The organism is Acuticoccus sediminis (assembly GCF_003258595.1).
Classification (GTDB): domain Bacteria; phylum Pseudomonadota; class Alphaproteobacteria; order Rhizobiales; family Amorphaceae; genus Acuticoccus; species Acuticoccus sediminis.
This window is the reverse complement of the sequence record NZ_QHHQ01000001.1, coordinates 1,693,304-1,717,634: the sequence shown is the minus strand read 5'-3', so window position 1 is coordinate 1,717,634 and position 24,331 is coordinate 1,693,304. Positions and strand designations below refer to the sequence as shown.

The following is a 24,331-nucleotide window of genomic DNA, read 5'->3' as shown; positions in this document are numbered from 1 at the left end:
TCATATTCGGCGCTAGGCAAGCCCCAATTTTCTGGCGATTTCGTGCTTCAGCGCCTCGCTGCCCTCACGACCTTCGGCCAACATGCCGTCGAGGTCGGCGAGACGCGCGGCGGTGTCCTCGTCGAGCGCGGAAATGAAGCCGTTGGCCGCGCTCGCCAGCACGAACGCGCTGCGCCCGTCCCGGCGACGGACCTCGCCGAGGAATTCGAGCTGGCGCGCTGTGTTCAGATCGACGAGAAGCACCCGCCCGTTCGGGCTGAGCTTCACGTAGGGAACCGGATTGTCGATGGAGACGGGCGCCCGGCCGCCGCCGGCGCTGGGGGGCTCGACGAGCACCCGCGCCTGCTCAGCGGCGCGGTTCGCCGAATAGGCGCCTTGCGTCAGATGATCGGCAAGGCGGGTGATGGTGGACCGGTTCTGTTCGATGAACCGCTTTGCGGCGACGTCGTCGCGTCGGGGTCCGTCGGACTTGGAAATGATCGTGACCATGGTCTCTCCTCAACCCGCCGACGCGAGATGGCGTCCTGCCATGAGGGGGCCGCTGGCCTCGATCATGGGGTCGCCCGGCCGCAGGTGCGCACACGCGCGGCGAGGCCGGCCCCAACCGGCGCGTACCAGTTGTGTAGATTAGAGCACCGCTGAGATCCGTGGTAGTATCTTTCTACCACACGAGACGATGGTGCCGTTCTTCAATCTGAGGTTCCCCGGCCTCGCGGGGAACGCCCAGGGTCACGGAACGATCACCCCGCGGCCGACGAACTTGCGGTTCTTGAAGTCGGACAGCGCCGTGTTGATCTCGTCGAGGCCGTACTGCTCGTAGTGCATCTTCACCTTGCCGTCCGCATTGAGCTCCATCAGCTCGACGAGCTCGGTGTAGTTGCCGACGAGGCTGCCGCCGATGTTGATCTCGTTGACGACGAGGTCGAGGGTCGGCACCTGGACGGTCCCGCCGTAGCCGACGACGAACGTCTGTCCGCCCTTGCGGGCCATCCGCCAGGTGATGTTCTCGACCCCCAGCTCGCCGACGAAGTCGATCACCACCTGGGCACCGCCGCCGGTGTGGTCGTGCACCTCCTCGATGACCGTCGGCCCGCCGTCGAGCACGATGTCCGCGCCGAGATCCTTGGCGAGCGCGCGCGCGGCGGGCTCGCGGTCGATGGCGATGACGCGGCACCCCGACAGCGCCTTCAGCGACTGCAGCGCAATGTGACCGAGCCCGCCGACGCCGAGGATCACCGCGGTCGTCCCCGGATGCAGCAGCTTGGAGGCCCGCTTGGCGGCGCGGTAGGCGGTGATGCCGGCATCGGCCATCGGCGCCACGTCGAGCGGGCGGATGCCGTCGCCGAGCTTGATGACGGAACGCTCGTTGGTGACGAAATACTCCGCGAAGCCGCCGTCGAGGCCGAGCCCGGGGAAGAGGCCGTGCTCGCAGTACATGTCCTCCCCGTAGCGGCAGGGGAGACAGATGCCGCAGGTGCGCAAGGGGTGGCAGATGACCGCGTCGCCCGGCTTCACCGACTTCACGGCGGAGCCGACGTCCTCGATCCAGCCGGCATTCTCGTGCCCCATGGTGTAGGGCAGGAGTGCGCCGTCCGGGTCCATGATCTCGCGCCAGACGCCTTCGATGATATGCAGGTCGGTGCGGCAGAGGCCCGCCGCTCCCACCTTCACGATCACCTCGTCAGGTGCCTTGATGGTGGGCGTCTGAACGTTCTCGATCCTGAGACTGACGTTCATGTCGGGGTCGTAGTCGTAAAGGCGCGCGGCTTTCATGGCTCACTCCTTCGGTTGAGAGCGTTGCGGGCGGCCGGAGCCGCCCGGTCGGGGCGGTTGAGAGCGCTGCGGGCGGCCGGAGCCACCCCGGTCGGGCGATCGAGGGCGTTGCGGCGAACCGCAGCCGGCCGGCCGACGGGCCTCAGGGACGGCCGAGCCGCTCGGCGCCGCCGCCGCGGGCCGCGCCGGCGGTCGGGTCCGCCTCCCCTTCCGCGAGATCGCCGACGAGCGTCTCGGTGGTGAGGATGAGCGTGGCGACGGAGGCGGCGTTGGCGAGCGCGGCGCTGGTGACGCGGACCGGGTCGATGACGCCCGCCTCGTAGAGGTTCTCGTAGCGCCCGGCGCGGGCGTTGAAGCCGTACCCGCTGTTGATGCGGCTGACCTCCGCGAGCGCGGCGTTGGGGTCCTGCCCGGCGTTGATGGCGATGCGCGCCAGCGGTCGCGACAGGACCGACGCGACGAGGCCGATCCCCTCGGCAACGTCCCCCTGCGCCTCGTCCTTCAGCGCCTCGACCGCGTGGGAGACGGACAGGAGAGCGGTGCCGCCGCCCGCGACCACGCCGTCCGCCGCGGCCGCGCGGACCGCCGACAACGCGTCCTCGATGAGCTGGATCGTGCGCTTCTGCTCCACGGGCGTTGTCCCGCCGGCATAGATCACCGCGGTCCCGCCGGAGAGCTTGGCGAGACGGTCGCGCAGCTTGTCCTGCTCGATGTTCGGCGGGGCGAGCCCGAGCTGGCGCTCCACCTGGGCGCGGCGGGCCTCGACGCGGGCCGGGTCCCCCTCCCCCCGGACGATGGCGGTGTCGGTCGCGTTGGCGCGGGCGAGCGCGGCACCGCCGAGATCCTCCCGGGTGATCGCCTCCAGCCGGCCGCCCAGCTCGCGGGCGACGACGCGGCCGCCGGTGAGGATCGCGAGGTCCTCCAGCATCGCCTTGCGCCAGTGGCCGTACTCGGGCGGATGGACCACGAGGTAGCGTCCCGCCTTGCCCCCGCCGAGGAGCGTGACCACCACCTCCGGCGCCATCTCCTCGGCGATGATGAGGAGCGGCCGGCCCTCCTTGTCGGCGAGGGCGCGGGCGGCGTCGAGCGAGGCCGGATCCTTGATCTTGAGGTCGGTCATCAGGATCAGCGGGCGCTCCAGAACCGCCTCCATCCTGTCCTGATCGGTGACCATGTGATGGGAGAGGTAGCCGCGGTCGAAGGACATGCCTTCGAGGACGTCGACGGTGGTCTCGGTGGTCACGCCGAAGTCGGTGGTTATGACGCCGCTCTCGCCCACCCGCTGGAACGCGTCGGCGACGATCGCGCCGAGCTTTGCGTCGCTGGCGGCGATCTCGGCGACGGCGGCGATGGTCGCGGCGTCCTTCGCGGGACGCGCCATTCCCCCGAGCGCAGTCAGCGCGGCCGCCACGCCCATCTCGATGCCGCGGCACAGGTCGACCGCCTTGGCGCCGCGGTCGAGCTTCTCGACTCCGCCCTGGATGAGCCCGTTGGCGAGCACGATGGCGGTGGTGGTGCCGTCACCGGCGACGTCGTTGGTCTGCATCGAGACCTCGCGAACGACCTGGGCGCCCATGTTCTCGAAGCGGTCGGCGAGCTCGATCTCGCTGGCGATGGAAACGCCGTCGCGGGTGATGAGGGGCGTGCCGATCGGCCGGTCGATCATCGCGTTCATGCCCTTGGGGCCGAGCGTCGGCTCGACGGCGGAGGCGAGACGCGCGACGCCCCGGGCGAGGGCTCTGCGGGCGTCGTTGGAGTGCAGCAGTTGCTTGGCCATGGGCGGCCTCCCTGTTCGTCGTCGGGACGATCCGGGCGGCCCGGTCGTCCGCTTCTTTTCAAGGTTGTTGCGTCATCTCGCCGGGCAGGAAGTCGACGAGGGTGGGCGTGCCGTCGTCGCGGACGACATGCTTGTACCGGGCGCTCTTGAGACCGCGGCACAGCGCGCCGCTGAACTCCATGTTGATGCGGACCTGGCGCAGCCGCCGGAGATGCTCCCACAGGCCCGCCGCACGGATCGGCTCGCCGGTCAGGGTGACGAAGGCCGGATCGTCCGCCGCGCGGGCGAGGCCGCGTTTTGCCAGCAGCGCGCGGTAGAGCGGCGCGCGGCGCCTCGCGTCCTCGTGCTCGAAGCGGGCGGCGTCGAGGTGGTCGAGCGTCATCGCGGTGATCGCGACGTCGCTGAGCCCCTGCCGCTTGAGGTCGAGAAGGACCGCCTCCTGGCGGCGCAGGAAGGCCTTGTCCTCGAACGTGCGCCGCAGCGCCGCCAGGTCGTCGCCGGCGAGGTCGGGGCCGACGACCTCCTCGAACCCCCGCCCCGTCCGGACCGCCTCCGCGAGCGCCTCGCCGTAGAGGTGGTCCTCGAGGACGACGTCGACGGACACGACACCGGGGACGGCCGCGAGCGCGCGGTGGATGTCCTCGAGCATCAGGTACGCGAAGTTCGGCGAGCACCAGTAGGTCGGCAAGCGGAAGGAGACGGCCACGTGCGCGCCCTCGATCGCCACGTCCTCGACGAAGCCCATCTCGGTGACGGGCTCGTCGAGCTCGGGGTCCATGACGCTGGCGAGGGCGCGGGCGACGGCGTCCGCGCACACCGGTGGGGCGGCCACGGGCGAGCCGGCCATGGCCCCTACTCGGCCGCCAGGGTGACGGGCGTCTGCGCGAAACGGGCGCGCATCGCCGGCACGTCGACGTCGTAGAGCCTCGCCGCGTTGAGGCCGAGGATCTTCTCCTTCGTCTCGTGGTCGAGGGTGACGCCGGTCTCGGCGGCGATGTCCTCGGGAAGCTCGAACGCCCAGAACTTCTCGACCAGCCAGCGCGGTGTCCAGATCGCGTAGTCCGAGCCGAAGAGGATCTTGTCCGGCCCGACCCATGCGAGCAGCTCGGCGATCACCTCGGCGAAGTAGCGCGGGCGGGCGTGGATGAAGGGCAGCGCCACCGCGAGGCCGCCGTAGACGTTGGTCTCCTGCACCGCGATCCAGCAGAAGTCGTCGAGGCGCGGCAGGCCGCAGTGCTCGACGATGAAGTTGAGGTTCTGGAAGTCGGTCGCGGCGTAGTCGACGTCGTGCACGTCGAAGGCGTCCTTCGACAGCGGGATGATCGTCGGCCCCTTGTGGACGTGCATGTTCCGGATGCCGAGCTTGTCGCACAGCTCGAAGCACCGGTAGGCGTCCGGGTCGGTCATCTTCCAGCCCTTCGACGCGCCGTTCCATTCGGCCGTGTAGAGCTTCACGCCCTGAATATCGAAGTTTTCCTTCATGTAGTGGATGTATTCGAGCGCCTTCTCACCGTCGCGCGGGTCGAACGCCCCGTTGATGATGAACCGGTCGGGGTGGCGCTCGGCCATCTGGTGGCTGCGCTCGATGGAGCTGAAGCCTTCCTTGTAGAAGTCGCGCAGATAGGTCGACTGGATGATCGCCATGTCGTCCGGGCCGTCGACGAAGAGGTCGCGGTAGATGTCCTCCTCGGAGTAGCGCTCGAACTTGGACTTTTCCCAGAGATGCTCGGGCGGGCTCAGATTGGTATGGTACGCATAGAAGCACTCGATGAACTGCTTGCCGTGAATGTTCGCCTGGTTCTCCGGGCTGCCGTTCCAGAAATGAGTGTGCCCGTCGAGGATGAAGACCTCTTTGCCTTCGGGTGTGACGTACATGGATCAGGTCCCCCGGTCCGTTTATGTGAGAAAAAAGGAGGCGCCTGTTCGGCGCCCCAAGGTTTTGGGGAGGATTCAGATGTACTCCATCACCTCATCCATGTTGCCGAACAGGATCACCGTGTTGTCGTCGGTGCGGACCATGCGGCCATAGTGGGTGGAGGTGATGACCTCGAACTGCTCCGCGGTCATCTCGCGGCCGAGGTATTCGCTGATCTCGTCCATCTTGAAGATCAGCTTGCCGTTCCCGTCGATGCGGATGAGGGCCGGCTGGTATGTGCAGGTGACACCGTCCTTCTGCTCCATCATCTCGGCGATGGCGCGGGCGTCGACGGAGTCGTTCATCGTCACCCCGCACTGGTGCGAGATCGTCCGGTCGAAGGCGATATCCTTCATGGACTTGAAGATGTTCTGGTGAGAGGCGTTGCGAGCCACGGTGGACATGGAGGCGGTCCTTTGCGTTACAGGCCGAGCTCGCCGGTGATCTGCGCAAGACGCTCATGCGACTTCTCACGCACATCGGCGAAGCTGACGGGCTTGGAGTGGGGTTGCGACCAGATCGGCTGGAGGCCCTGGGCGGCCCGGTCGGCCAGCGCGGCGTGCTTCTTCAGCCAGCCCTTGAAGAGGGTGGTGTTGTCCTTGCCGTACTCGGCGTCGTTGGCGAGGAGGTAGATGAGGTCCACCGTGTTGGCGAGGTTGCGCTCGTAGTCCGCCTCGGCCGCCGAGATCACCGCCGGGGTGATGAAGTCGCCGTTGGCCGCGGCCACCTGCATCAGGAAGCCGGAGCGGAAGAGTTCGCCCACCAGCGGCTCGAACACCACGTTGATGGCGAAGTACTGCTCCAGGTAGTCGGTGGAGCCCATGATGCTCTCGACCGCCTCGCGCGTGCCCTGCCAGATGCCGTCCTCGAGCCAGGCGCGCTTGCCCGCCTCGTCGTCCCACCCGTCGATGTCGAGACCGATCTCGGCGAGGTAGAGGGTGATGTCCTGGGCGAGGCGCAGCTTGTAGCTCGAGTTGGTGAGCGTCGCGTTGTTGATCATCTGGGTGTAGCCGTAGCGCTGGGCCTGCATCAGCGAGGTCCCGAGGCCGAACTCGGCATGCTTCCAGGCGCCGAGGTGCGTCTGCAGCACCTTGATCCACGCCTTGTCGAAGTTCTTCGGCGCGCCGTACTTGCGGGCGTTGCCGATGACGCCCTGGATCATCGCCTCGATTTTGGACTGGCGCTGGTAGTGGGTGCGCTCCCACTCCTGGTCCGGCGCGCGGAAGGCGTGCCAGTTGGAACTCCTCGCCGCCGTCGCGTCCTTGACGTAGGCGCCCTTGCCGTCCGGGAAGGAGATGATCCAGTCCTGGAGCAGGTAGCGCTCCGGGTCGGGCTGCACGTCGACGGTGACGTCCTCGTAGTGCGTCGCGCGCTTGCCCCGCGGATCGAAGTAACGGAACTTGCGGCTGTCGCTGTCGGCGAAGATGGCGGCTCCAGCGGCGCCCGATCCGACGGAACTGGAAGTGGCTGGCATGGTCTGAACTCCCCCCTAGTGGCGTTGTCGTGCGCGGCCGCGCTGGTCAGTCGGCGGTCGCCAGCGTCGTCGACGCTGTGGATGGCGTGAACTTGTCGAAGAAGATCCGCTCGAATTCGAAGTCGTTCATGAAGAGAACGGGCGTCAGGGCTTCGATCATCGGCGGCGGACCGCACGCATACACATCGCCCGCCCCGTCGAGGGCGAGCGCCTTGAGCCGGCGGTCGACCTCCTCGTGGACGAAGCCCCGCGCGCCGGTCCAGTCGCTCCCGTCCGCCTCGTGGGAGAGGACGGGGACGAACTCGATGGCGGGCGAGCCCTCGGCCAGCTCGGCGATCTCGTCGAGATAGAAGAGGTCGCGCTGGGTGCGGGCGCCGTAGAAGAAGAGCACCGGCCGGTCCTCACCGCTCGCGATGTGGTCGTTGAGGATCGACCAGATCGGGCTCATTCCCGAGCCCGCCGCGACGAGGATCAGGTGTCCGTCCCGTCCGTCGCGTCGGAAGCAGGCGCCGTAGGGTCCGGTGACGGTGCAGGCGGCGCCGACGGCGATGGCGCCCCCGTCGAGCTCGCCGGAGAACTGCCCTCCGTCGTATCGCTTGATGATGAATTCGAGCCTTTGCGTTTCGCTCGGCGGATTTGCCATGGAAAACGAACGCGTAATCGTCTTTGCGTTGGCGGTCGTGACGGTGATGTCGACATATTGGCCGGCCCAAAACTTGATCGGCTGCGAGAGCGTCAGTTCGACTCGCCGAATGTCATGGGTGAGACGGTCGATCCTGGTGATCGTGGCGTCGAAGGTCTTCACGGCGATGGCCTTCGCCAGAAGCTCCTCGTCGAAGTTCTGCAGCTCGACCTCGACGTCCGTCAGCGCCAGGGAACGGCACAGCAGAATGCCGCCCTGCTCGCGCTCCATGTCGTTGAGCGCGAAGGTCGAGTAGCGCATCAGGTCGACCTCACCGTCCACCAGCGAGCACTTGCAGGCCGAGCACTGGCCCTCCTTGCACCCGTGCGGCAGCGCGATCCCCTGCCGGAAGGCGGCGTTGAGGATCGTCTCCCCCTCCTCGACCTCGAATTCCACGTCGACCGGCGATAGGCGCACGGTGTACGTCTCTGGCATCGGACACGACCCTCCCGTTCGCAGCCGTCGCGGCTGCGGCACGTCGTCAATGGCGGTAGCGTGAGGTGGGGGCCGGCCTCAGCCGGCCCCTCCGGTCAGTGGCAGGGGTTGATGGTGAAGCCCTTGCGGTACTCGGCGATGTGCGCCTCGCGGTCGGCCGGGCTCATCTCGCGCAGCAGGGTGAGCGGCGACAGGAGCGTGTGGCCCTTCACGTCGTCGAGGGTCCACATGTCCTTGTCGTCGAACCTGAGGTGCGGCTGCGGCACCAGCGTCTTGCCGTCGGAGCGGACGAAGTTGAGGTCCTTGATCGCGTCGGCGAGGTCCCAGCCGTGGTACAGCGTCTCCCACTCGCGCTTGCCGGAGAAGCGGCCCATCGCCGGGGTCGGCCGGCCCTCGTACTCGTCCGAGAACGCCTCCACGGCGGTCCAGCGGTCGAGCTCGTGGGCGAAGGTGTGGAGCTTGCCGTCGATCTCGTCGACGACCATGTCCTCGCGGATGAGGCACGGCACCAGACAGCTCCAGCAGCGGTGCGGATAGACGTATCCGACCTCTTCGTTGAAGGTCACGACCTTCTCGCCCGGCTTCGACAGCTTCGCGTACCACTTCCAGAAGTCGCCGAACTCGGCGTACCAGCCCGGATACTTGTATTCGAACCAGTCGAAGTCCTTCTCGGTCTGGGCTTCGATGCGCCAGAAGTTCACGGGCCAGCCGACGGCGAAGAACTGCGCCACCTTGTGGACGTAGAATTTCTCGGTCAGCCGCTTCCAGGCCTCCTGCACATCGTCGTGGTGGATCTTGATGCCGTACTTCTCCAGCGGGAGCATGTACGTGCGGTAGTAGTCCTCGAAGATCCAGCGGTGCCACATCTCCGCGTAGGACTCCTTGTCCTTGTCGCGGTTGGTGGTGCCGTACTCGATGAAGGTGCCGATGGCCGCGTCGACGATCGCGTGGTTCTGCCAGAAGGCGTACCGCAGGTCGCGCTCGATGAGGAGATGGTTGTCCGGGTCCTTCAGCGTCGCCATCAGCAGCGAGTGGCCGTTGCCGATGTGCCGGCTCTCGTCCGACTGGACCGACAGGAACACCGTGGGCAGCGCATAGTCGCCATTGCGCGCGGCCTCGGACGGCATCGCCACGAAGAGCGTGTTGGTGAACGCGGTCTCGGCCACGACGGTCAGGTAGATGTTGGCCGAGGTGATGGCGTCTCCGGTGATGAACCCCTCACCGAACTGGCGGCCGATGGTCGTCGCGTAGCATTTGCCGAACGCTTCCTCGGTGATGTCAAAGCCGGCGGGGTCGATATAGTTCTCCATGTACCACTTCTTCAGGTTCATCTGAATCGTGGAGTGGCGGAACTCGTCGACCATCTGCATGGTGAAGCCGGTGCGCAGCTCCTCGCCGGGGGCGAGACGGGCCACCATCGCCATGGAGCGCGCGGCGGAGATCTCCGGGAACGGGATGATCGCCAGGAAGAGCTTCATCCACTCGACCCAGCGGGGCTCCACATTGCGGAACATGTCGCCGCGCAGCGCCGCGTCCAGGGCGCCGTAGACGCGGTTGTCCTTCTCTTCCTGCATCGGGAAGTAGGAACGAAGCACTTGCTTCATAGGATCGCGCGGCGTCTTGGCGATCTTGTAGTCGGTCGGGTAGGTCATCGCCTCCTGAACGTAGGAGGGGTTCCAGCCCAGATCGGCGATCTTCTTGGCCGCTTCGCCGACGGAGATGCCGCGCTGCGCCGTAATCTTGTTGAGTGTCAACGTCATACGATCTCTTTGCCTCCACTGTTGTCACAACGAGGATGATCCGCCGGGACGCACCGAACGCGCGGCGCGCGCCATCGGCGGCCCGCGAGGACACGGCGGTGCCCTGCGGACGGATCGGCTGAGGCAAAGGTTGCGAGTGGCTCAGGACGATGGAGCGCGGGCGCCATAAGGCACCGTGCCGCCCGACCGGGCCTGAGCAACCTCCCTTCGTTCTTGCGACGCCGGCTCGAGGCGCGGCGTTCTTATTCTTGCGATAATTCTAGGCGGCCCGTCAGGATAAGGTCAAGTTATTTTTTCGGATCGGCCGCCGAATTCAGTGTCTCATTCTTGAGACAACTGTATTATCGCATGTGTATCTCCAGTGATACTCAAGATTTATAAAGTCGAACAGTTGACTTCGCGAAGTCTCGGACGCCACTCTACACGCAAGACGGGCGTCCGGCCACGCGATATTGGCGGCCCCCGGTCGGAGACCCGTGTCAAAGGCAGGATCGGAATGGCTGTCCCGAGAGAGCCAACGGCAGAACAGCTCGCCGCCGCCGCGCTGGCCGAGGAGATCGTGCGCCGCGCGCCGCAGGACATCGTCTTCACGATGACCTTCATGGGCGAGAGCCGCCAGCGGCTCCTCGCCTTCTTCGAGGCGCTCATCGCCCGCGAGATCGAGGCGCGCGGCGCCAGCCTGTCGGACGACCTGGTGCGACCCTTCATCGACGAGCACGCGGCCCGCCTGCGCGACTTCGTGATGACCGGCACCGCACTCACCCGCCAGTACCGGCTCGACGAGATCGAGCGCCTGCTCGGCGACAGGACGATGATCACCCGCGTCGACCTTTGGGACACGCTGACCGACCACATCCTCGCCGCCTGCCACCAGTTCCAGGCGCAGGCAGACGAGATCCCGGCGCTGCTCGCCGCGTTGCGCCGGACGCGCGACGGCCTCGGCACCCGATGACCGGTCGCGGTCAGCCCCCCGCCGGCCGCCGGCGAGCGGCCGTCCGGGCTCAGTGCGTCCGCTTGCCCTTCGGAGGCGGGTCCTGGCGCGGCGCGATGCCGGAGGGCGAGAGGTCCGCCCGCATCGCCGCGTGCGCGACGGCCAGCAACTCCTCCCGCTCGTTCCACTCGAGCTCGTGCAGCGCGGCGATCGCCGCGTCCGCCTCGAGCGGCCCGCCTGCCGCAGCCGCGTGCAGCAGCGCCACGAGGGGGTCGGACGGCTCCCGGAGGTCGGCGGCAGCCACCCCCAGAGCTTCGAATAAGCGGCGGTCGAAACGATCCATCATCCGCGTGTCCCCCACGGTTACCCGGCGTCACGAGAGGTATGTTTCATGACATCGCCCCCGAGACCTAGCAAGCGATCGAAGAACGAGGCGCTGCAGGAGCGCCTGAAACTCGTCGGCGAGGCCGGCGCGCTGGAGGCCGAGCGGCTCCGCCTCATCCAGAAGGCCGCCGGCGAGGAAATCGCCCGGACCAGCGGCGACGCCTCGGTCTCGACCGAGGCAAGCCACCGTGCGCTCGAGGCAGTCAGCACCCGCCTCGAGGCGCTGGAAAACGATATCGCCGCAATCGATCGGGAGATCGCCGGACAATGAGCACCGCCGTCCAGGACGCCCCCGCCGCCGCGCCGTCCCTCTTCGCGATCGCCTCGCGGATCTGGGACGCCGGCGCGCCGGTCGAGGCCCTCACCGCCGACCGCGACGGCGCGGCGGTGGCCTTCGAACTCGCCGACGGCAACGTCGCGCTGGCACCCGCCCGCGATCCGGAGCCGGCCGCGACGCGCATCCGCATCGCCGGCGACAGCGGGCAGATGTCGATCACCCCGCGCGCCGGACGCTACGCGCCGCTTGAGCGGGCCGAGCTCGGCACCCACGGCACCATCGCCGTCTGCCCCTCCGCCAGCGGCCGCGGCGTTGTCGCGATCCGCTCGGACGGCCGTCTCGTGCGCATCACGCCCCGCGGCCAGGTGGTGACGATCCCGACCGGCGATCTCGGCCGCGTCGGCGCCATCGCCTCCCACCCGGCCGGACCGCAGATCGCGGTCGCGGCGGGCGGCAACGTCGTCGTCGGCCCGGAGGACGAGCCCGCCCGGGGCACCGTCTCGCCCCTCCCCGGCGACGTCGCAGCGCTCGCCGTCTCGCCGGACGGGCGCGTCGCCGCCGCGACCCGGGAGGCGATCCACCTCCTCGATGCCGGCCGCACGATGGCGTCTTTCGCGGCCACGCGCGCCGAGCGCCTCGTCTTCAGTCCGGATGGGACCTACCTCGCCGCCGCCCTCTTCGACGGCGGCGTCGCGCTCGTCCGGATCGCCGACGGCCGCGTCGCGACGCTCGCCAACTACCCCGCGCCCGTGCGCTCGCTCGCCTTCAGCCGACCCGCCAGCGCGTTCGCGACCTCGGGCGCCTACCGCGCCGCGGCGTGGTCGCTCGCCACCCCGCCGTTCGACGGGGCCGCGGACGGCGCCCTCGTCACCGGCCGCCCCGGTCTCGTCCTCGTCGAGACGGTGGCCGCCCATCCGCGCCGGCCCCTCCTCGCGATCGGCTACGCCGACGGCATCGTCACCCTCGCCCCCATCGGCAGCCGCGAGGAGATGGTCCTCTGCCCCACACCGGGCGGCGCGGTGACGGCGCTCGGCTGGGCGGGGGCCGGCGACGACCTTGCCATCGGTCGCGCCGACGGCATGGCCGCCATCGCGAACCTCCCCCCCGCCCTCTTCAAATAACAATCAAGGGAGAAGCCCCATGGACCAGACCCTCACCGCCGAAGACGAAAGCAAGGACCTCTACTTCGAGAAGGTCGGCACCATCGCCGAGGAGATGATCGCGGCGCACGGCAAGGACTTCGCGATGGGCGTGCTCGTCCTCGCCGCCCGCTGGATCGCCGAGGGCAAGCTCGGCCAGGAGAAGGCCGGCGGCGTTCGACCGGGGTCCCGCCCGTCCTGATGGACAATATCTAAGCATCGGGCGGAGAACCGGAATTCGCTCTGGCGCCGGCGGGCGATCCGCGCCACCCTGAACGGACTGTCCCCGCTCGAGGTGCGCCCCATGCTCCACATGGCCTGGTTCGTCGGTCAAGGTTACTCCGTCCATGGCTGGCAGGCGCCCTGGAGCGGGCGCATCGACCTCGAGTGGATGCGCCCCGACATCTACCTCGACCTCGCCCGCGCGCTGGACCGCGCCGGGTTCGACTACATCATGCTGGAAGACGGCCTCCTGATGCCGGATTCCTACGGCGGCACGCCCGAGTGGTTCCTGAAGAACGCGTGGATGGTCCCCAAGGCCGACCCGATGGCCCTCGTCCCGCTGATCGGACAGGCGACCACCCGCATCGGCATCGTCGCGACGATGACGACGAGCTTCACCCCGCCGTTTACCGCCGCCCGCCTCGGCGCCACGCTCGACCACCTGACCGACGGGCGCTTCGGTTTCAACATCGTCACCGCCCACAACGAGCGCTCGGCGCAGAACTTCGGCCTCGACGAGCACTACGAGCACGACCTGCGCTACGAGATGGCCGACGAGTGGATGGACGTCGTCGACGCGCTCTGGTCCTCCTGGGAGGACGGCGCGATCGTCGCCGATGCGGACGGCGGCACCTTCGCGGACGTCACCAAGGTCCACCCGATCGATCATGCCGGCCGCTTCTACAAATGCCGCGGCCCGCTCAACGTCGCGCCGGGACCGCAGCGGCGCCCGGTGATCTGCCAGGCCGGCGGCTCCCCCGCCGGCCGCGGCTTCGCCTCCCGCCACGCCGACACCATCCTCGCCCGCTACCGTGACGCCGACGCCGCGAAAGCCTTCCGCGACGACATCCGCGCGCGGATGGCCGCCCACGGCCGCGACCCCGACGACTGCAAGATCCTCTACCTGATGACCGCGACGCTCGCCGAGACGGACGATCTCGCCAGGGCCCGCTTCGCGCACCAGGGCGAAGAGGTCGCCGCCAACTTCGAGCACAAGCTCGCCTTCATGTCCTACGCCAGCGGCAAGGACTTCTCGAAGCTCGACCTCGACGCGCCGCTGCCCGAGATCAGGACGAACGCCGCACAGGCGTCCACCAAAGCTCTGACCGCCGGCAGCGGCAAGACGCTGCGCGAGATCGCCAGCGAAAACGCTTCCGGCGGCTTCGATTTCGTCGGCAGCCCCGATACCGTTGCGGCGCAGATGGAGGAAACGGCGCGCGCGATCGGCGGCGACGGCTTCCTCATCAGCAACCCGCTCACCCGCCATGCCGTGGCGGAGGTCGCCGACGGCCTCGCCCCGGCGCTCGCCCGGCGCGGCCTCCTCCCCGCCGCCATGCCTGCCAGGACCCTGCGCCAGCGGCTGCGCGCGTTCTGACGGCGCCAGCGCCGTTCTCGGCCATAGCCTCGCGAGATGGGTGCGACGGCAAATAACTGGCGTCCCACTTGCATGCCATTTGTCGATGACGGAGGCTGCCGCGCAACCGCCACAGCAGAAGGGACGGACACCATGGATCTCGGGCTGAACGGCCGTACGGCACTCGTCACCGGCGGCTCAAAGGGCATCGGCCTCGCCACCGGGCGCTGCCTCGCCGCCGAAGGCGTCGACGTCACGCTCGTCGCCCGCAGCGCCGACGTGCTCGCCGCGGCGGCCGCCTCCATCGCCGGCCCCGGCAAGGTGACCACCGTCGCCGCCGACCTCGCCGACGAGGCCGAGCGGCAGCGGGTGGTCGAGACCGTCGGCGACGTCGACATCCTCGTGAACAACGCCGGCGGCATTCCCGGCGGCAACCTCCTCGAATTCGACGACGCGCGCTGGAAGGCGGTCTGGGAGCTCAAGGTGTTCGGCTACGTCTCGATGTGCCGGCAATATTATGCGCGCATGAAGGCGCAGGGCGGCGGGGTCATCATCAACATCATCGGCAACGCCGCCGAGGCGCTCGACTTCGACTACATCTGCGGCTCCACGGCCAACGCCGGCCTCTGCGCCTTCACGCGCACCCTCGGCAGCGTGTCCTCGCGCGATGGCATCCGCGCGGTCGCGATCAACCCCGGCCCCGTCGAGACGGACCGGCTGAAGACGCTGATGCAGAAGAAGGCCGCCGACCGCACCGGCTCGGCCGACAACTGGGAGAGCCTGAAGGAGCCCCTTCCCTTCAGCCGCGCGGCCAGCCCCGAGGAGATCGCGTCGATGGTCGCGATGCTCGCCTCCGACCGCTCCGCCTACACCAGCGGCACCGTCGTCACCATCGACGGCGGCATCGCCAGCCAGAGCCGCACCTTCTAGCGCCGTCCGGCGATGACGGCACCACAGCACCGGACCGCGCCAGGCGGAATTGCCCTCCGCCCCCGCGGCCCACAACGGAGACCCCGACCCCCATGGCCTATGTGACGACCGACGACGGCGTGAAGCTCTACTACGAAGAGGCCGGCAGCGGCGTCCCCGTGGTGTTCGTGCACGAGTTCGCGGGCGACTGGCGCTCCTGGGAGCCCCAGTTGCGCCACTTCGCCCGGCTCTACCGCTGCATCACCTACTCCGCGCGCGGCTTCCTGCCCTCGGACGTTCCCGAGAATCCCGAGCAGTACTCCCAGAACCGCGCGCGCGACGACATCCGCTCGATCCTCGACGGCCTCGGCATCGAGAAGGCACACATCGTCGGCCTCTCCATGGGCGGCTTCGCCACGGTCCACTTCGGCTTCACCTACCCCGAGCGGGTCCTGTCGCTGACCGTCGGCGGCTGCGGCTACGGCGCGGAGCCCGACAAGCGCGACCAGTTCGCCGAAGAGGTGGAGATCGCCGCCAAGCGCTTCGACGACCTGCCGATGGAGGAGTCCGGCGGCTCCTACGCCCTCGGCCCGACCCGCGTGCAGTTCCTCAACAACGACCCGCGCGGCTGGGCCGAGTTCCGCGACCAGCTCGTCGAGCATTCCGCGCTCGGCTCGGCCAACACCATGCGTGGCGTCCAGAAGCGCCGCCCCTCGCTCTACGACCTGGTGGACGAGATGGCGACGATCTCAGCACCGACCCTCATCATCACCGGCGACGAGGACTGGCCGTGCCTCGAGCCGTCCATCCTCATGAAGAAGGTCATCCCCACCTCGGCGCTGGCGGTGATCCCGAACGCGGGCCACACGATCAACATCGAGACCCCGCACGAGTTCAACCGTCTGCTGCAGGAGTTCCTGCACAAGGTGGACGTCGGGGCGTGGAAGCCGCGCGATCCGCGCGCGATGGCCAGCGGCATCCTCGGCACGAAGTAGAGGGTGAGGCGCGCGGCCGGCCCCTTCGGCGGATGCGCGCGGCGGGCGCGCGCTTCCGGGCCGTGCGGCGCCCCCGCGCTGCGCGGCTCAGTGGCCCCTGAACCGCGGCGCCCGCTTTTCGATGAACGCGCTACGTCCCTCGATGTAGTCCTCGCTGTTGACGGCCCTCAGCGTCGCCTCGGCGATCCGCTCGGCCCGCTCCGCCGTCTCCCCCTTGGTGAGGGCCTCCAGCACGAGCTTCGTCCCCGCGATCGAGAGCGGCGCCGACGCCTCCAGCGCCTCGGCCCGCCGCAGAGCGGCCGTCAGCGCGTCGTCCTCGCTCACCTCGCTGACGAGCCCCATCGCGAGCGCGGCCTGCGCGTCGCGCGGCCGGCCGGAGAACAGCATGTCCTTCGCCGCCGTCAGCCCGACGGCCTCGTAGAGCGCGCGCGTCTCCTCGATGCCGTAGACGATGGAGAGCCGCGCCGCCGGGATCGCGAACACCGCGGTCGCGTCGGCGATCCGGAAGTCGCAGGCCACCGCGAGGCCGCACCCGCCGCCGTAGGCCGGGCCGGAGACGGCCGCGAACGTCGCCTTCGGGCATTCGGCGATGGCTTCGGTGCAGCGGTCGACCCGGCGGGCATATTCCTTCGCCCCCTCGGCCGTCGCGCGCACGGTGCCGAACTCCTTGATGTCGGCGCCGGCGCAGAAATAGCCGCCCGCGCCGGTGAGGACGATGCTGCGCAACTGGTCGTCCTCGCTGAACTGGTCGTAGATGTCGGCCAGCTCGTGCCACATGTCGAAGGTCATCGCGTTGCGCTGGCCCGGGCGGTTGAGGGTCACCACGGCGCATCCCACGCTGGGCCGGCCCACCAGGATCGGCGCGTCCTGGTCGTCCAGGATGTCCGAAATCTCCTCACCGGTAGACGCCATCGTCTCTCTCCATTCCGCACCAAACGCGGCGGACCCTAGACCATCGAAGGCGTTTGATCATGTCTAGAAATAGGGTGCGAGCGACGCACCGCACCGTGGACCCGACCCAGAAGAGCAGGCCAGAATGAGCGACCAACCCACCAAACGCGCCCTCTCCCACATCCGCGTCATCGACCTGACGCGCGTGCGCGCGGGACCCGCCTGCTGCCGGATCCTCGCCGACAACGGCGCCGACGTCATCAAGGTGGAAGCACCGGCGGGCGTCGACCCGAACGAGGGCATCAACGGCCCCCGCGACGGGCACGACATGCAGAACCTCCACCGCTCCAAGCGGTCCCTGACGCTCAATCTCAAATCACCGGAGGGCAAGGCGGTCCTGACCAAGCTCATCGAGAGCGCCGACGTGGTGGTCGAGAACTTCCGCCCCGACGTGAAGTACCGCCTCGGCGTCGACTACGATTCCCTCTGCGCCATCAACCCGCGGATCATCCTCGCCTCGATCTCCGGCTTCGGCCAGGACGGGCCCTACGCGAAGCGCCCCGGCTTCGACCAGATCGCCCAGGGCCTCGGTGGGCTGATGGCCGTCACCGGACTGCCCGGCCAGGGTCCGGTGCGCGCCGGAACCGCCGTCGCGGACCTCTCCGCCGGGGTCTTCGCCGCGACGGGCATCCTGATGGCCCTGCTGGAGCGGGAGCAGTCCGGCAAGGGCCAGTGGGTCCACACCTCGCTCCTCGAGGCGCAGATCGCGATGATGGACTTCCAGGCCGCGCGCTATCTCGTGGAGGGCGTCGTGCCGCCCCAGGCCGGCAACGACCACCCCGTGACCACGCCGACCGGCGTCATGCCGACCAGGAACGGCTACCTCAATCTCGGCGTCGCCGGCGACGGGCAGTGGCGCTCCCTCTGTCAGGAGCTCGGCCGGCCCGAGCTCGGCACCGACGAGCGCTTCGCCACCGTCGCCGCCCGCACCGCCAACCGGCCCCAGGTCCGCGAGATCCTGGAGCCCCTCTTCATGGAGGACACCACCGAGTCCTGGCTCGATCGCCTCGAGGCGTGCAGCGTTCCGGCCGGACCGATCTACGAGATGGACAAGGTGTTCGCCGACCCGCAGGTCCAGCACCTCGGGATGGCCGAGCCGGTCCACCACCCGACCCGCGGCGACATCCGCCTCGTCGCCACGCCCGTCCACCTCACCCGCACGCCCGGCGGCATCTCCCACGCCGCCCCCGACGCCGGCGAGCAGACGGACACCATCCTCGGCGAGCTCGGCTTCTCCGCGGACGACATCGCCACGCTGCGCGCCGCAAAGGCGGTCTGAACGCCGCCGCCGGCGAAGGGGCCCGGCCCGCGTCCTGCGGTCAGCTCGTGTGGAGGCGGCCGGCGTCGACGTCCCAGGTCACGAACGCCGGCGCGCCGGGGGCGATCTCGGGCGTCGTGTCACGGTCGGAGACGCTGCGCACGTTGATCTCCCGTCCGTCCGCGAGCCGCACCTGGTGGCGCGTCACGAGGCCCAGGTAGAAGCGCTCGACGTACGTCACCGGAAGGCTCGGGCCGCTCCCCGCCGCGTCGCTCACCCGCATCAGCTCGGAGCGCACCGAGAGCGCGGCGTCCGTCCCCGGCACCACCGGCTCCGTCGCCGGGACCGGCACAGTTGCTACACCGAGGTCGAGGCGCGCCACGCCGTCCGCCACGCCGGCGACCGTGCCGTCGAGGATGTTGTTCTCGCCGATGAAATCGGCGGTGAAGCGCTTGCGCGGCGTCTCGTAGAGCTCACGCACGGTCCCGGCCTCGACCAGCTCGCCGCCGGAGACGATGGCGAGGCGATCCCCCACGCTCATCGCCTCCTCCTGGTTGTGCGTGACGTGGATGAATGTGATCCCCAGCCGCTCCTGAAGCTGCTTCAGCCAGAAGCACATGTCCTTGCGCAGCTTCGCGTCCAGCGCCGCCAGCGGCTCGTCGAGGAGGATGATGTCGCTCTCCAGCACCAGCGCCCGGGCGAGCTGCACGCGCTGCTGCTGCCCGCCCGACAGCTCGAACGTCCGCCGCCCGCCGAAGCCGGAAAGCCCCACGACGCCCAGCATCTCGTCGACCCGCCGGTCGATCTCGTGCTTCGCGATCCGCTTGATCTTCAGCCCGTAGCCGATGTTCTCCGCCACCGTCATGTGCGGAAACAGTGCGTACGACTGGAACACCATAGACGTCGGCCGCTTGTTCGGCGGCAACCTGGCGACGGACTTGCCGTTGATCCGGATGTCGCCCGACGTCGGCTTGAGGAAGCCGCCGATGAGGCGCAGCAGCGTCGTCTTGCCCCCGCCCGACGGGCCGAGCAGGACGAAGTACTCGCCCTTCGCGATTTGCACGTCGACGGACTTCAGCGCCCGCACGCTGCCGTAGCTCTTGGACAGGCCGACGGCCTCGACCGCATACTCTTCCATGGTCGTCCTTCTCATGAGGGGGCCGCCGGTCAGGCCGGGGCGAGCGCCTCTTCACCCCGACGCCGCCGCTCCATCTGCCCGGATCGCAGCATCGTCACGATCAGCACCGCGCCGATCACCGCGATCGCGATGGACGAGACGATGCCCCCCATCGCGTACGACTGCTCCGACATGCCGGTGTTCAGCATCTGCGACACGAGCACCGTGGTGAACGTGTCGAAGCCGCCCTTCAGGATGGCCGTGCGGGTGTATTCGTTGAACGTGAGGATCATCACGAAGGCGCAGGACGCGAAGACGCCCGCCTTCACCTGCGGGAACTCGACGTCCCAGAACGCGCGCCAGGCCGACGCGCCGCATGCCCGCGCCGCCTCCGTCTGCTCCGAATGGTAGCGGCCGAGGGTGATCAGGATGACGATGAAGATGTAGGGCAGCGTGTACACCACGAGGCCGATCACCGCCGTCGTCACGCCGAGCTTGAACCACCCCTTCATGAAGGTGAAGCCCGTCAGCTTGGCGAGCTCGGCAAAGCCCCCGTTCAGCGTCTTGAAGAAGACGAGGAGCGCCGAGGCGAAGATGTCGCCCGGCACGAACAGCGGCAGCAGCATCAGCGCCACCAGCCACGCCTGTTGCGGCCGCCGCTTGAACTGCTTGGCCGCGATCAGCCCCATCGGCACGGTGATGACGAGGTTGATGACGGCCAGCATGAACGTCCACGCGAACGCCGTCGTCAGCAGCGAGTCGGAGAACACGGCGCCGTACCAGCCGAACGTGAGCTCGTACTGCGCGGCGCCGAAGCCGTATTCGTTGAGCGAGATGTAGTAGTTGTAGAACGTCGGCGTCATCAGGACGAGGACGACACCGAAGAGGTACGCCCACATCAGGCGGTAGGTCCAGGGATTGGCGTAGTCGTCGCGCACGGATTCAGCTCAGCGGTGCGAGGAGTCGGCTGAGATTGAACAGCCGGTGGCCCAGGTAGAGGAGCCCCATCAGGGTGAAGACCATGATGGCGCTGATCGCCATGGCGAGCGGGAAGTCGAGCGCGATGATCGCCTGCGTTGCGATCAGCCCCGCGTTCACCGCCCCCGGTCCGCCGAGGATGTTGGGCACGAAGGCATTGCCGATCCCGTTGATGAAGATGAACACGCCGCCCGCGAAGATGCCCGGCGCGGCCAGCGGCACGATCACGTCGCGGAACTGCCGCCAGCGGCCGGCGCCAAGGTCCTGGCACACCTCGAAGACGTACTTCGGTACGGCCTCCATCGCCAGGAACCCGGCGAAGATGATGAACGGCAGGAACGAGAGCACGTCGCCGATAATGACGCCGACCGGCGTGAACAGGAACCAGGTGACCGGCTCGCCGACGATCCCCGTGTCGAGGAGGATGGAGTTCACCAGTCCGTTCCGGCCGAGCACCGGGCGCAGCATGAAGATGCGGATCACCTCGGAGATCATGAACGGGAGGATGAAGAGGAGGAGCACCCGGTGCCCCGCCGACGGCGGCACGCGCTTGCGCACGAAGACCGCGATGGGGAACCCGATCACGAAACAGATCACCACCGAGATCGACGAGTGCACCATCGACATCAGGAAGTTCTCGAACCGGGCCGAGGTGAAGAAGTTGACGTAGGAGAAGAGGGTGAAGCCCGGCTTCATCCAGAACATCGTCCGCTCATAGAAGCTCCAGATCACCGTCATCAGCGACGGGATCAGGAAGAACAGGACCATGAACGCCGCCGGGACGTAGTAGATCAGCTTGCCGAGGCCGCTCTCCCCCGCCATCCCCGCGTCGGCGGCGGAGGACTGCCGGCGGCGCGCCGCGGGAGCGGCGCCGGCGGGACTCGCCGGCGCGGATGGGGTCATGCTCAACGCACCCGCCCCGCCTACGCGGACTGCACCTTGGACCACCAGTCCTGATAGGCGCGGATCTCGGTCGGGAACACGTTCTGCCAGGAGTTGCCGGCGACCGCGTAGCGTTCGGTCTTGCGCGCCATGCGGTTGGCGATGGTCTCGCGCAGCTCCGGCGAGAACTCCGGCGCGCTGTCGATATACTCGAGGACGCCCTTCATCGACGGCGCATAGCCGAAGGTCGCGAGGGTCCGGGCGCCGAACCAGGGCGACAGGTAGAGGTTCATCAGCTTGTAGAACTGCTCCTGCATGCCCCGGTCGACGCCGCCCTGGGTGAGCATCCAGACGTTGTTGAAGGTCTGGTGCCCCTCCTTCATCGTGCCGTAGCGGATGTCCTTGCCGGACTTCGACTTGGCGAAGATCTGCACCGGCTCCCAGCAAGACTGCATCAGCACCTCGCCCGAGGCGAGCAGGTCGACGCCGTTCTGGAAGCCGTCCCAGAAGGTGCGGAACTGCCCCTCCTGCTTCTTGGTGATGAGAAACTCGGCGACGCCCGCGACCTCGTCCGCGGTCATGTCGGACGGGTTGGTGATGTCGAGCTTGCCGGACTGCTTCAGGTAGATGGCGGTGTTGGTGAAGGTCGGACCGAAGTCGTTCTGCAACGACACACGGCCCTTGAACTCGGGCGAGAAGATCGCCTCCCAGGTCGTCACCTCCTCGCCGATCTCGTCGAAGTCGAAGGCGATGGAGTCGGCGTTCGAGATGTAGGGGATGGCGTAGACGACGTCCTCGTAGCGGATCGTGTCGGCCGCATCGCCGCCGGCCTTGTAGACGTCGATGATGTTTTCCCAGTTCGGGATCATCGCGGTGTCGATCTCGGCGATGGCGCCCTGAGAGGCGAGCGCGTCTTCCATGCCGCCGCCGTTATCGGTGATCGCGTCGTAGAGGTCGTTGCCGTCGCCCAGCACGAACTTCTGGATCGCCTGGTCGGCGCTGCCGGACTTGGCGTTGTAGACGATGTCGATGCCGGCCTGGGCACCCATGTCACCCCAGTCCTTGCCCCCGGTCCCCGGCTCCTCGCCGACCTTGGCGACACCGATGGTCCAGATCTTCAGGGGATCGGCCGCGAACGCGCGGGACAGGCCGAGCGAGCTCGTTGCGCCCACGAGGCCTGCGGCGCCGACAGATTTCATCAGAAACCTGCGGGTGAATTCCATCTGGTTCATGGTCGTCCCTCTCGCTCGGGGTTCGGGCGGTCGGCCGCCGAAGGCTCGCTCCACACCCTGGATTCGTCCGGACAAGTGCAACTGGCATGCCAAACCGTGCCGTAGCACCGCCCGCGGAACAGCGAATGCCGGCGCGGCGCGCGCCATGTCGCATTCGTATGCAACGGATGGTCGCCCCTCACGCCCGGGTTGGCAACCAGCCGTAGACTTTCGCGGCGTGTTCGGGCGTCACGTAGCCGTCGGCGACGTCGTCGGCGATCGCCGCGCCGTCACGCTCGCCCGGAGAGCCCATCCCCGCGCCACCGGCGGACTGGAGGTGCACCAGACTGCCGCGCGGAACAGGGATGTAGGCGGTCTTGCTGGGCAGGACCGTCGGGTTCGGTCCGTCCGGATCGATGACGAAGCGTGCCGTCGTGCCCGGCGCGCCGCCGTCCAGCCCCGGCGGCGGCGTCTCGTCCCGGTCCGAGCACAGGCAGATCCGCGCCCCGTCGCACTCCACCCGGAAGGCGCGCACGAAGCCGTTGCCGCCCCGCGTCCGCCCGGCCCCGCCGGTGTCGGGCACGATCTCGTAGCGCTCGAACAGCAGCGGGTTTTCCATCTCGTCCGCCTCGATCGGGATGTGGCCGGCGTTGCCCGGGCCGTAGCGCATCCCGCTGATCCCGTCCGATCCGTACCGCGCCCCCCACGCGCCGGAGGCGAGCTCGATGGAGATGAACGAGCCTCCCTCCGCGCCGGGCCCGGTGATCACGACGGTCCCGGTGGAGCCCGACCCCGCCGCCACCGCACGCTCGCCCACCGCGGGGGCAAGAGCGGCGAGCGTCGCGTCCATCACGCGGTAGGTGACGTCGCCGAAGCCGATCATCGAGGCGGGCGGCTGCGCGTCCACCAGCGTCCCCGGCTTCGTCAGCACCTTGACCGGGCGGTAGCTCCCCGCGTTGGGCGGGTTCTCCGGATCGGTGATCGCCTTGATCGCGTACTGGACCGCGGACGCCGCGGCGGAGTGGGAACAGTTCATGCCGCCCGCCGACGTCGGATCGCTTCCGGTCAGGTCGACCTCGATGTCGCTGCCCGACACGGTCACCTTCACGTCCACCCAGCGCTTGCCGCGGTTGATGCCGTCCCCGTCGAGGCAGTCCCGCACGTGGTAGACGCCGTCCTTGAAGGCCGCGATCTTCGCCCGGGTCATAGCCTCGGCGCGGTCGACGATCTCCCCCATCGCGCGGCGCACGGTGGCGAAGCCGTAGCGCGCGACCAGCGCGGCGAAGCGGGTCGCCGCCGTCTCGGTGGAGGCATACTGCGCGCGAAGGTCGCCGTGCCCCACCCGCTTGTTGCGGATGTTGCCGATGATCATGTCGATCACGCCCTGCTGGACGACGCCGCGTGCGACCAGCTTCACCGGCGGTATGAACAGCCCCTCCTGGTGGATGTCGGACGCGGAGGGGGAATAGCTCCCCGGCCCCATGCCGCCGATGTCGGCCCAGTGGCCGCGGTTGCAGGCGAAGGCGAACAGTTCGCCTTCGTGGAACAGCGGCCGGGCGATCAGGACGTCCGGAAGGTGCGTGCCGCCGATATAGGGGTCGTTGGTGGCGATGATGTCGCCGGGCTCCAGCGTGTCGCGCCCGATGGCCGCCACCGCGCCCTTCAGCTGCATCGGCATCGTCGTGACGTGGATCGGAAAGCCGTTCGGGTCCTGCGCGACGATGTCCCCCGCCCCGTCCATCAGGCAGCAGGAGAGGTCCCCCTGCTCCTTCCAGAGCTGGGTGTAGGCCGTGCGCATCGTCATCAGCTTCATGTCGCGCGCGATGCCGATGAGGGAGCGATGGATCACCGCGAAGGTGAACGGGTCGATCGCGCCAGGCGCTGTGTCGTTCATGGCTGTGCTCGTG

24 protein-coding genes are annotated in these 24,331 nt (G+C 68.5%); 8 read left to right on the top strand and 16 right to left on the bottom strand.

Annotation, left to right across the window (positions count from 1 at the left end):
- Positions 1–12: 12 nt before the first annotated feature.
- From DLJ53_RS07535 to DLJ53_RS07495, 9 genes are all read right to left on the bottom strand, one after another.
- Positions 13–489, bottom strand: coding sequence for a hypothetical protein (locus DLJ53_RS07535; RefSeq protein ID WP_111343645.1), 477 nt, complete (start codon positions 487–489; stop codon positions 13–15).
- A gap of 240 nt (positions 490–729) precedes the next feature.
- Positions 730–1,773: an NAD(P)-dependent alcohol dehydrogenase gene (locus DLJ53_RS07530; protein WP_111343643.1), complete on the bottom strand. Its 1,044-nt coding sequence runs from the start codon at positions 1,771–1,773 to the stop codon at positions 730–732.
- Positions 1,774–1,915: 142 nt separating this feature from the next.
- Entirely contained in the window at positions 1,916–3,550 is a 1,635-nt protein-coding gene (gene groEL / locus DLJ53_RS07525) for a chaperonin GroEL (RefSeq protein WP_111343641.1), read from the bottom strand.
- Positions 3,551–3,608: 58 nt separating this feature from the next.
- Positions 3,609–4,397, bottom strand: a complete 789-nt coding sequence (locus DLJ53_RS07520; protein ID WP_111343639.1) for an iron-sulfur cluster assembly protein — start codon at positions 4,395–4,397, stop codon at positions 3,609–3,611.
- Between the two features lie 5 nt (positions 4,398–4,402).
- On the bottom strand, positions 4,403–5,425 hold the full coding sequence (locus DLJ53_RS07515) for an amidohydrolase family protein (RefSeq protein ID WP_111343637.1): 1,023 nt from the start codon (positions 5,423–5,425) through the stop codon (positions 4,403–4,405).
- A gap of 75 nt (positions 5,426–5,500) precedes the next feature.
- Positions 5,501–5,869, bottom strand: a complete 369-nt coding sequence (locus DLJ53_RS07510) for an MmoB/DmpM family protein (RefSeq protein WP_111343635.1) — start codon at positions 5,867–5,869, stop codon at positions 5,501–5,503.
- Positions 5,870–5,886: 17 nt separating this feature from the next.
- Entirely contained in the window at positions 5,887–6,939 is a 1,053-nt protein-coding gene (locus tag DLJ53_RS07505; RefSeq protein WP_111343633.1) for an aromatic/alkene monooxygenase hydroxylase subunit beta, read from the bottom strand.
- A gap of 46 nt (positions 6,940–6,985) precedes the next feature.
- Entirely contained in the window at positions 6,986–8,056 is a 1,071-nt protein-coding gene (locus tag DLJ53_RS07500; protein ID WP_111343631.1) for an NADH:ubiquinone reductase (Na(+)-transporting) subunit F, read from the bottom strand.
- A 95-nt stretch (positions 8,057–8,151) separates the two neighbouring features.
- Entirely contained in the window at positions 8,152–9,816 is a 1,665-nt protein-coding gene (locus DLJ53_RS07495) for an aromatic/alkene/methane monooxygenase hydroxylase/oxygenase subunit alpha (protein ID WP_111343629.1), read from the bottom strand.
- A gap of 496 nt (positions 9,817–10,312) precedes the next feature.
- On the opposite strand from DLJ53_RS07495, the gene DLJ53_RS07490 reads away from it, so the two are divergent.
- Entirely contained in the window at positions 10,313–10,768 is a 456-nt protein-coding gene (locus tag DLJ53_RS07490; protein ID WP_111343627.1) for a hypothetical protein, read from the top strand.
- Between the two features lie 49 nt (positions 10,769–10,817).
- On the opposite strand, the gene DLJ53_RS07485 is transcribed toward DLJ53_RS07490, so the two are convergent.
- On the bottom strand, positions 10,818–11,051 hold the full coding sequence (locus tag DLJ53_RS07485; RefSeq protein WP_111343625.1) for a hypothetical protein: 234 nt from the start codon (positions 11,049–11,051) through the stop codon (positions 10,818–10,820).
- 87 nt (positions 11,052–11,138) lie between these two features.
- Between DLJ53_RS07485 and DLJ53_RS07480 the strand changes: the two genes are divergently transcribed.
- The 6 genes from DLJ53_RS07480 (at position 11,139) to DLJ53_RS07455 (ending at position 16,027) form a co-directional block, all read left to right on the top strand.
- Entirely contained in the window at positions 11,139–11,402 is a 264-nt protein-coding gene (locus DLJ53_RS07480; RefSeq protein ID WP_111343623.1) for a hypothetical protein, read from the top strand.
- Entirely contained in the window at positions 11,399–12,529 is a 1,131-nt protein-coding gene (locus tag DLJ53_RS07475) for a WD40 repeat domain-containing protein (protein WP_111343621.1), read from the top strand. Before DLJ53_RS07480 ends, DLJ53_RS07475 begins: the two co-directional genes overlap by 4 nt.
- Positions 12,530–12,548: 19 nt before the next feature.
- Positions 12,549–12,749 (top strand): hypothetical protein, encoded by a 201-nt coding sequence (locus DLJ53_RS07470; protein WP_111343619.1) that lies wholly within the window; start codon positions 12,549–12,551, stop codon positions 12,747–12,749.
- Between the two features lie 102 nt (positions 12,750–12,851).
- Positions 12,852–14,144, top strand: a complete 1,293-nt coding sequence (locus DLJ53_RS07465) for an NtaA/DmoA family FMN-dependent monooxygenase (RefSeq protein ID WP_111343617.1) — start codon at positions 12,852–12,854, stop codon at positions 14,142–14,144.
- A gap of 132 nt (positions 14,145–14,276) precedes the next feature.
- Positions 14,277–15,053, top strand: coding sequence for a short-chain dehydrogenase/reductase (locus DLJ53_RS07460; RefSeq protein WP_111343615.1), 777 nt, complete (start codon positions 14,277–14,279; stop codon positions 15,051–15,053).
- A 92-nt stretch (positions 15,054–15,145) separates the two neighbouring features.
- Positions 15,146–16,027, top strand: coding sequence for an alpha/beta fold hydrolase (locus DLJ53_RS07455; RefSeq protein ID WP_111343613.1), 882 nt, complete (start codon positions 15,146–15,148; stop codon positions 16,025–16,027).
- A gap of 87 nt (positions 16,028–16,114) precedes the next feature.
- Here the strand turns inward: DLJ53_RS07455 and DLJ53_RS07450 are convergent, their stop codons facing one another.
- Positions 16,115–16,939, bottom strand: coding sequence for an enoyl-CoA hydratase/isomerase family protein (locus DLJ53_RS07450; protein ID WP_111343611.1), 825 nt, complete (start codon positions 16,937–16,939; stop codon positions 16,115–16,117).
- Between the two features lie 124 nt (positions 16,940–17,063).
- Between DLJ53_RS07450 and DLJ53_RS07445 the strand changes: the two genes are divergently transcribed.
- Positions 17,064–18,257: a CaiB/BaiF CoA transferase family protein gene (locus tag DLJ53_RS07445; RefSeq protein WP_111343609.1), complete on the top strand. Its 1,194-nt coding sequence runs from the start codon at positions 17,064–17,066 to the stop codon at positions 18,255–18,257.
- Between the two features lie 40 nt (positions 18,258–18,297).
- Here the strand turns inward: DLJ53_RS07445 and DLJ53_RS07440 are convergent, their stop codons facing one another.
- From DLJ53_RS07440 to DLJ53_RS07420, 5 genes are all read right to left on the bottom strand, one after another.
- Complete coding sequence (locus DLJ53_RS07440; RefSeq protein ID WP_211100547.1) at positions 18,298–19,374, bottom strand: ABC transporter ATP-binding protein; 1,077 nt, start codon at positions 19,372–19,374, stop codon at positions 18,298–18,300.
- Positions 19,375–19,403: 29 nt separating this feature from the next.
- Positions 19,404–20,291, bottom strand: a complete 888-nt coding sequence (locus DLJ53_RS07435) for an ABC transporter permease (protein WP_202913021.1) — start codon at positions 20,289–20,291, stop codon at positions 19,404–19,406.
- 4 nt (positions 20,292–20,295) lie between these two features.
- On the bottom strand, positions 20,296–21,234 hold the full coding sequence (locus DLJ53_RS07430) for an ABC transporter permease (protein ID WP_202913020.1): 939 nt from the start codon (positions 21,232–21,234) through the stop codon (positions 20,296–20,298).
- 20 nt (positions 21,235–21,254) lie between these two features.
- Positions 21,255–22,445, bottom strand: a complete 1,191-nt coding sequence (locus tag DLJ53_RS07425) for an ABC transporter substrate-binding protein (protein WP_111343603.1) — start codon at positions 22,443–22,445, stop codon at positions 21,255–21,257.
- A gap of 178 nt (positions 22,446–22,623) precedes the next feature.
- Positions 22,624–24,318, bottom strand: a complete 1,695-nt coding sequence (locus DLJ53_RS07420; RefSeq protein ID WP_162408980.1) for a hydantoinase B/oxoprolinase family protein — start codon at positions 24,316–24,318, stop codon at positions 22,624–22,626.
- Positions 24,319–24,331: the final 13 nt, after the last annotated feature.

Coding starts and splice junctions, on each gene's coding strand:
- DLJ53_RS07440 (WP_211100547.1), bottom strand. CDS start 19,374: ATGGAAGAGTATGCGGTCGAGGCCGTCGGCCTGTCCAAGAGCTACGGC.
- DLJ53_RS07425 (WP_111343603.1), bottom strand. CDS start 22,445: ATGAACCAGATGGAATTCACCCGCAGGTTTCTGATGAAATCTGTCGGC.
- DLJ53_RS07535 (WP_111343645.1), bottom strand. CDS start 489: ATGGTCACGATCATTTCCAAGTCCGACGGACCCCGACGCGACGACGTC.
- DLJ53_RS07495 (WP_111343629.1), bottom strand. CDS start 9,816: ATGACGTTGACACTCAACAAGATTACGGCGCAGCGCGGCATCTCCGTC.
- DLJ53_RS07530 (WP_111343643.1), bottom strand. CDS start 1,773: ATGAAAGCCGCGCGCCTTTACGACTACGACCCCGACATGAACGTCAGT.
- DLJ53_RS07455 (WP_111343613.1), top strand. CDS start 15,146: ATGGCCTATGTGACGACCGACGACGGCGTGAAGCTCTACTACGAAGAG.
- DLJ53_RS07450 (WP_111343611.1), bottom strand. CDS start 16,939: ATGGCGTCTACCGGTGAGGAGATTTCGGACATCCTGGACGACCAGGAC.
- DLJ53_RS07420 (WP_162408980.1), bottom strand. CDS start 24,318: ATGAACGACACAGCGCCTGGCGCGATCGACCCGTTCACCTTCGCGGTG.
- DLJ53_RS07475 (WP_111343621.1), top strand. CDS start 11,399: ATGAGCACCGCCGTCCAGGACGCCCCCGCCGCCGCGCCGTCCCTCTTC.
- DLJ53_RS07430 (WP_202913020.1), bottom strand. CDS start 21,234: ATGACCCCATCCGCGCCGGCGAGTCCCGCCGGCGCCGCTCCCGCGGCG.
- DLJ53_RS07505 (WP_111343633.1), bottom strand. CDS start 6,939: ATGCCAGCCACTTCCAGTTCCGTCGGATCGGGCGCCGCTGGAGCCGCC.
- DLJ53_RS07490 (WP_111343627.1), top strand. CDS start 10,313: ATGGCTGTCCCGAGAGAGCCAACGGCAGAACAGCTCGCCGCCGCCGCG.
- DLJ53_RS07445 (WP_111343609.1), top strand. CDS start 17,064: ATGAGCGACCAACCCACCAAACGCGCCCTCTCCCACATCCGCGTCATC.
- DLJ53_RS07460 (WP_111343615.1), top strand. CDS start 14,277: ATGGATCTCGGGCTGAACGGCCGTACGGCACTCGTCACCGGCGGCTCA.
- DLJ53_RS07465 (WP_111343617.1), top strand. CDS start 12,852: ATGCTCCACATGGCCTGGTTCGTCGGTCAAGGTTACTCCGTCCATGGC.
- DLJ53_RS07470 (WP_111343619.1), top strand. CDS start 12,549: ATGGACCAGACCCTCACCGCCGAAGACGAAAGCAAGGACCTCTACTTC.
- DLJ53_RS07520 (WP_111343639.1), bottom strand. CDS start 4,397: ATGGCCGGCTCGCCCGTGGCCGCCCCACCGGTGTGCGCGGACGCCGTC.
- groEL (WP_111343641.1), bottom strand. CDS start 3,550: ATGGCCAAGCAACTGCTGCACTCCAACGACGCCCGCAGAGCCCTCGCC.
- DLJ53_RS07510 (WP_111343635.1), bottom strand. CDS start 5,869: ATGTCCACCGTGGCTCGCAACGCCTCTCACCAGAACATCTTCAAGTCC.
- DLJ53_RS07515 (WP_111343637.1), bottom strand. CDS start 5,425: ATGTACGTCACACCCGAAGGCAAAGAGGTCTTCATCCTCGACGGGCAC.
- DLJ53_RS07480 (WP_111343623.1), top strand. CDS start 11,139: ATGACATCGCCCCCGAGACCTAGCAAGCGATCGAAGAACGAGGCGCTG.
- DLJ53_RS07500 (WP_111343631.1), bottom strand. CDS start 8,056: ATGCCAGAGACGTACACCGTGCGCCTATCGCCGGTCGACGTGGAATTC.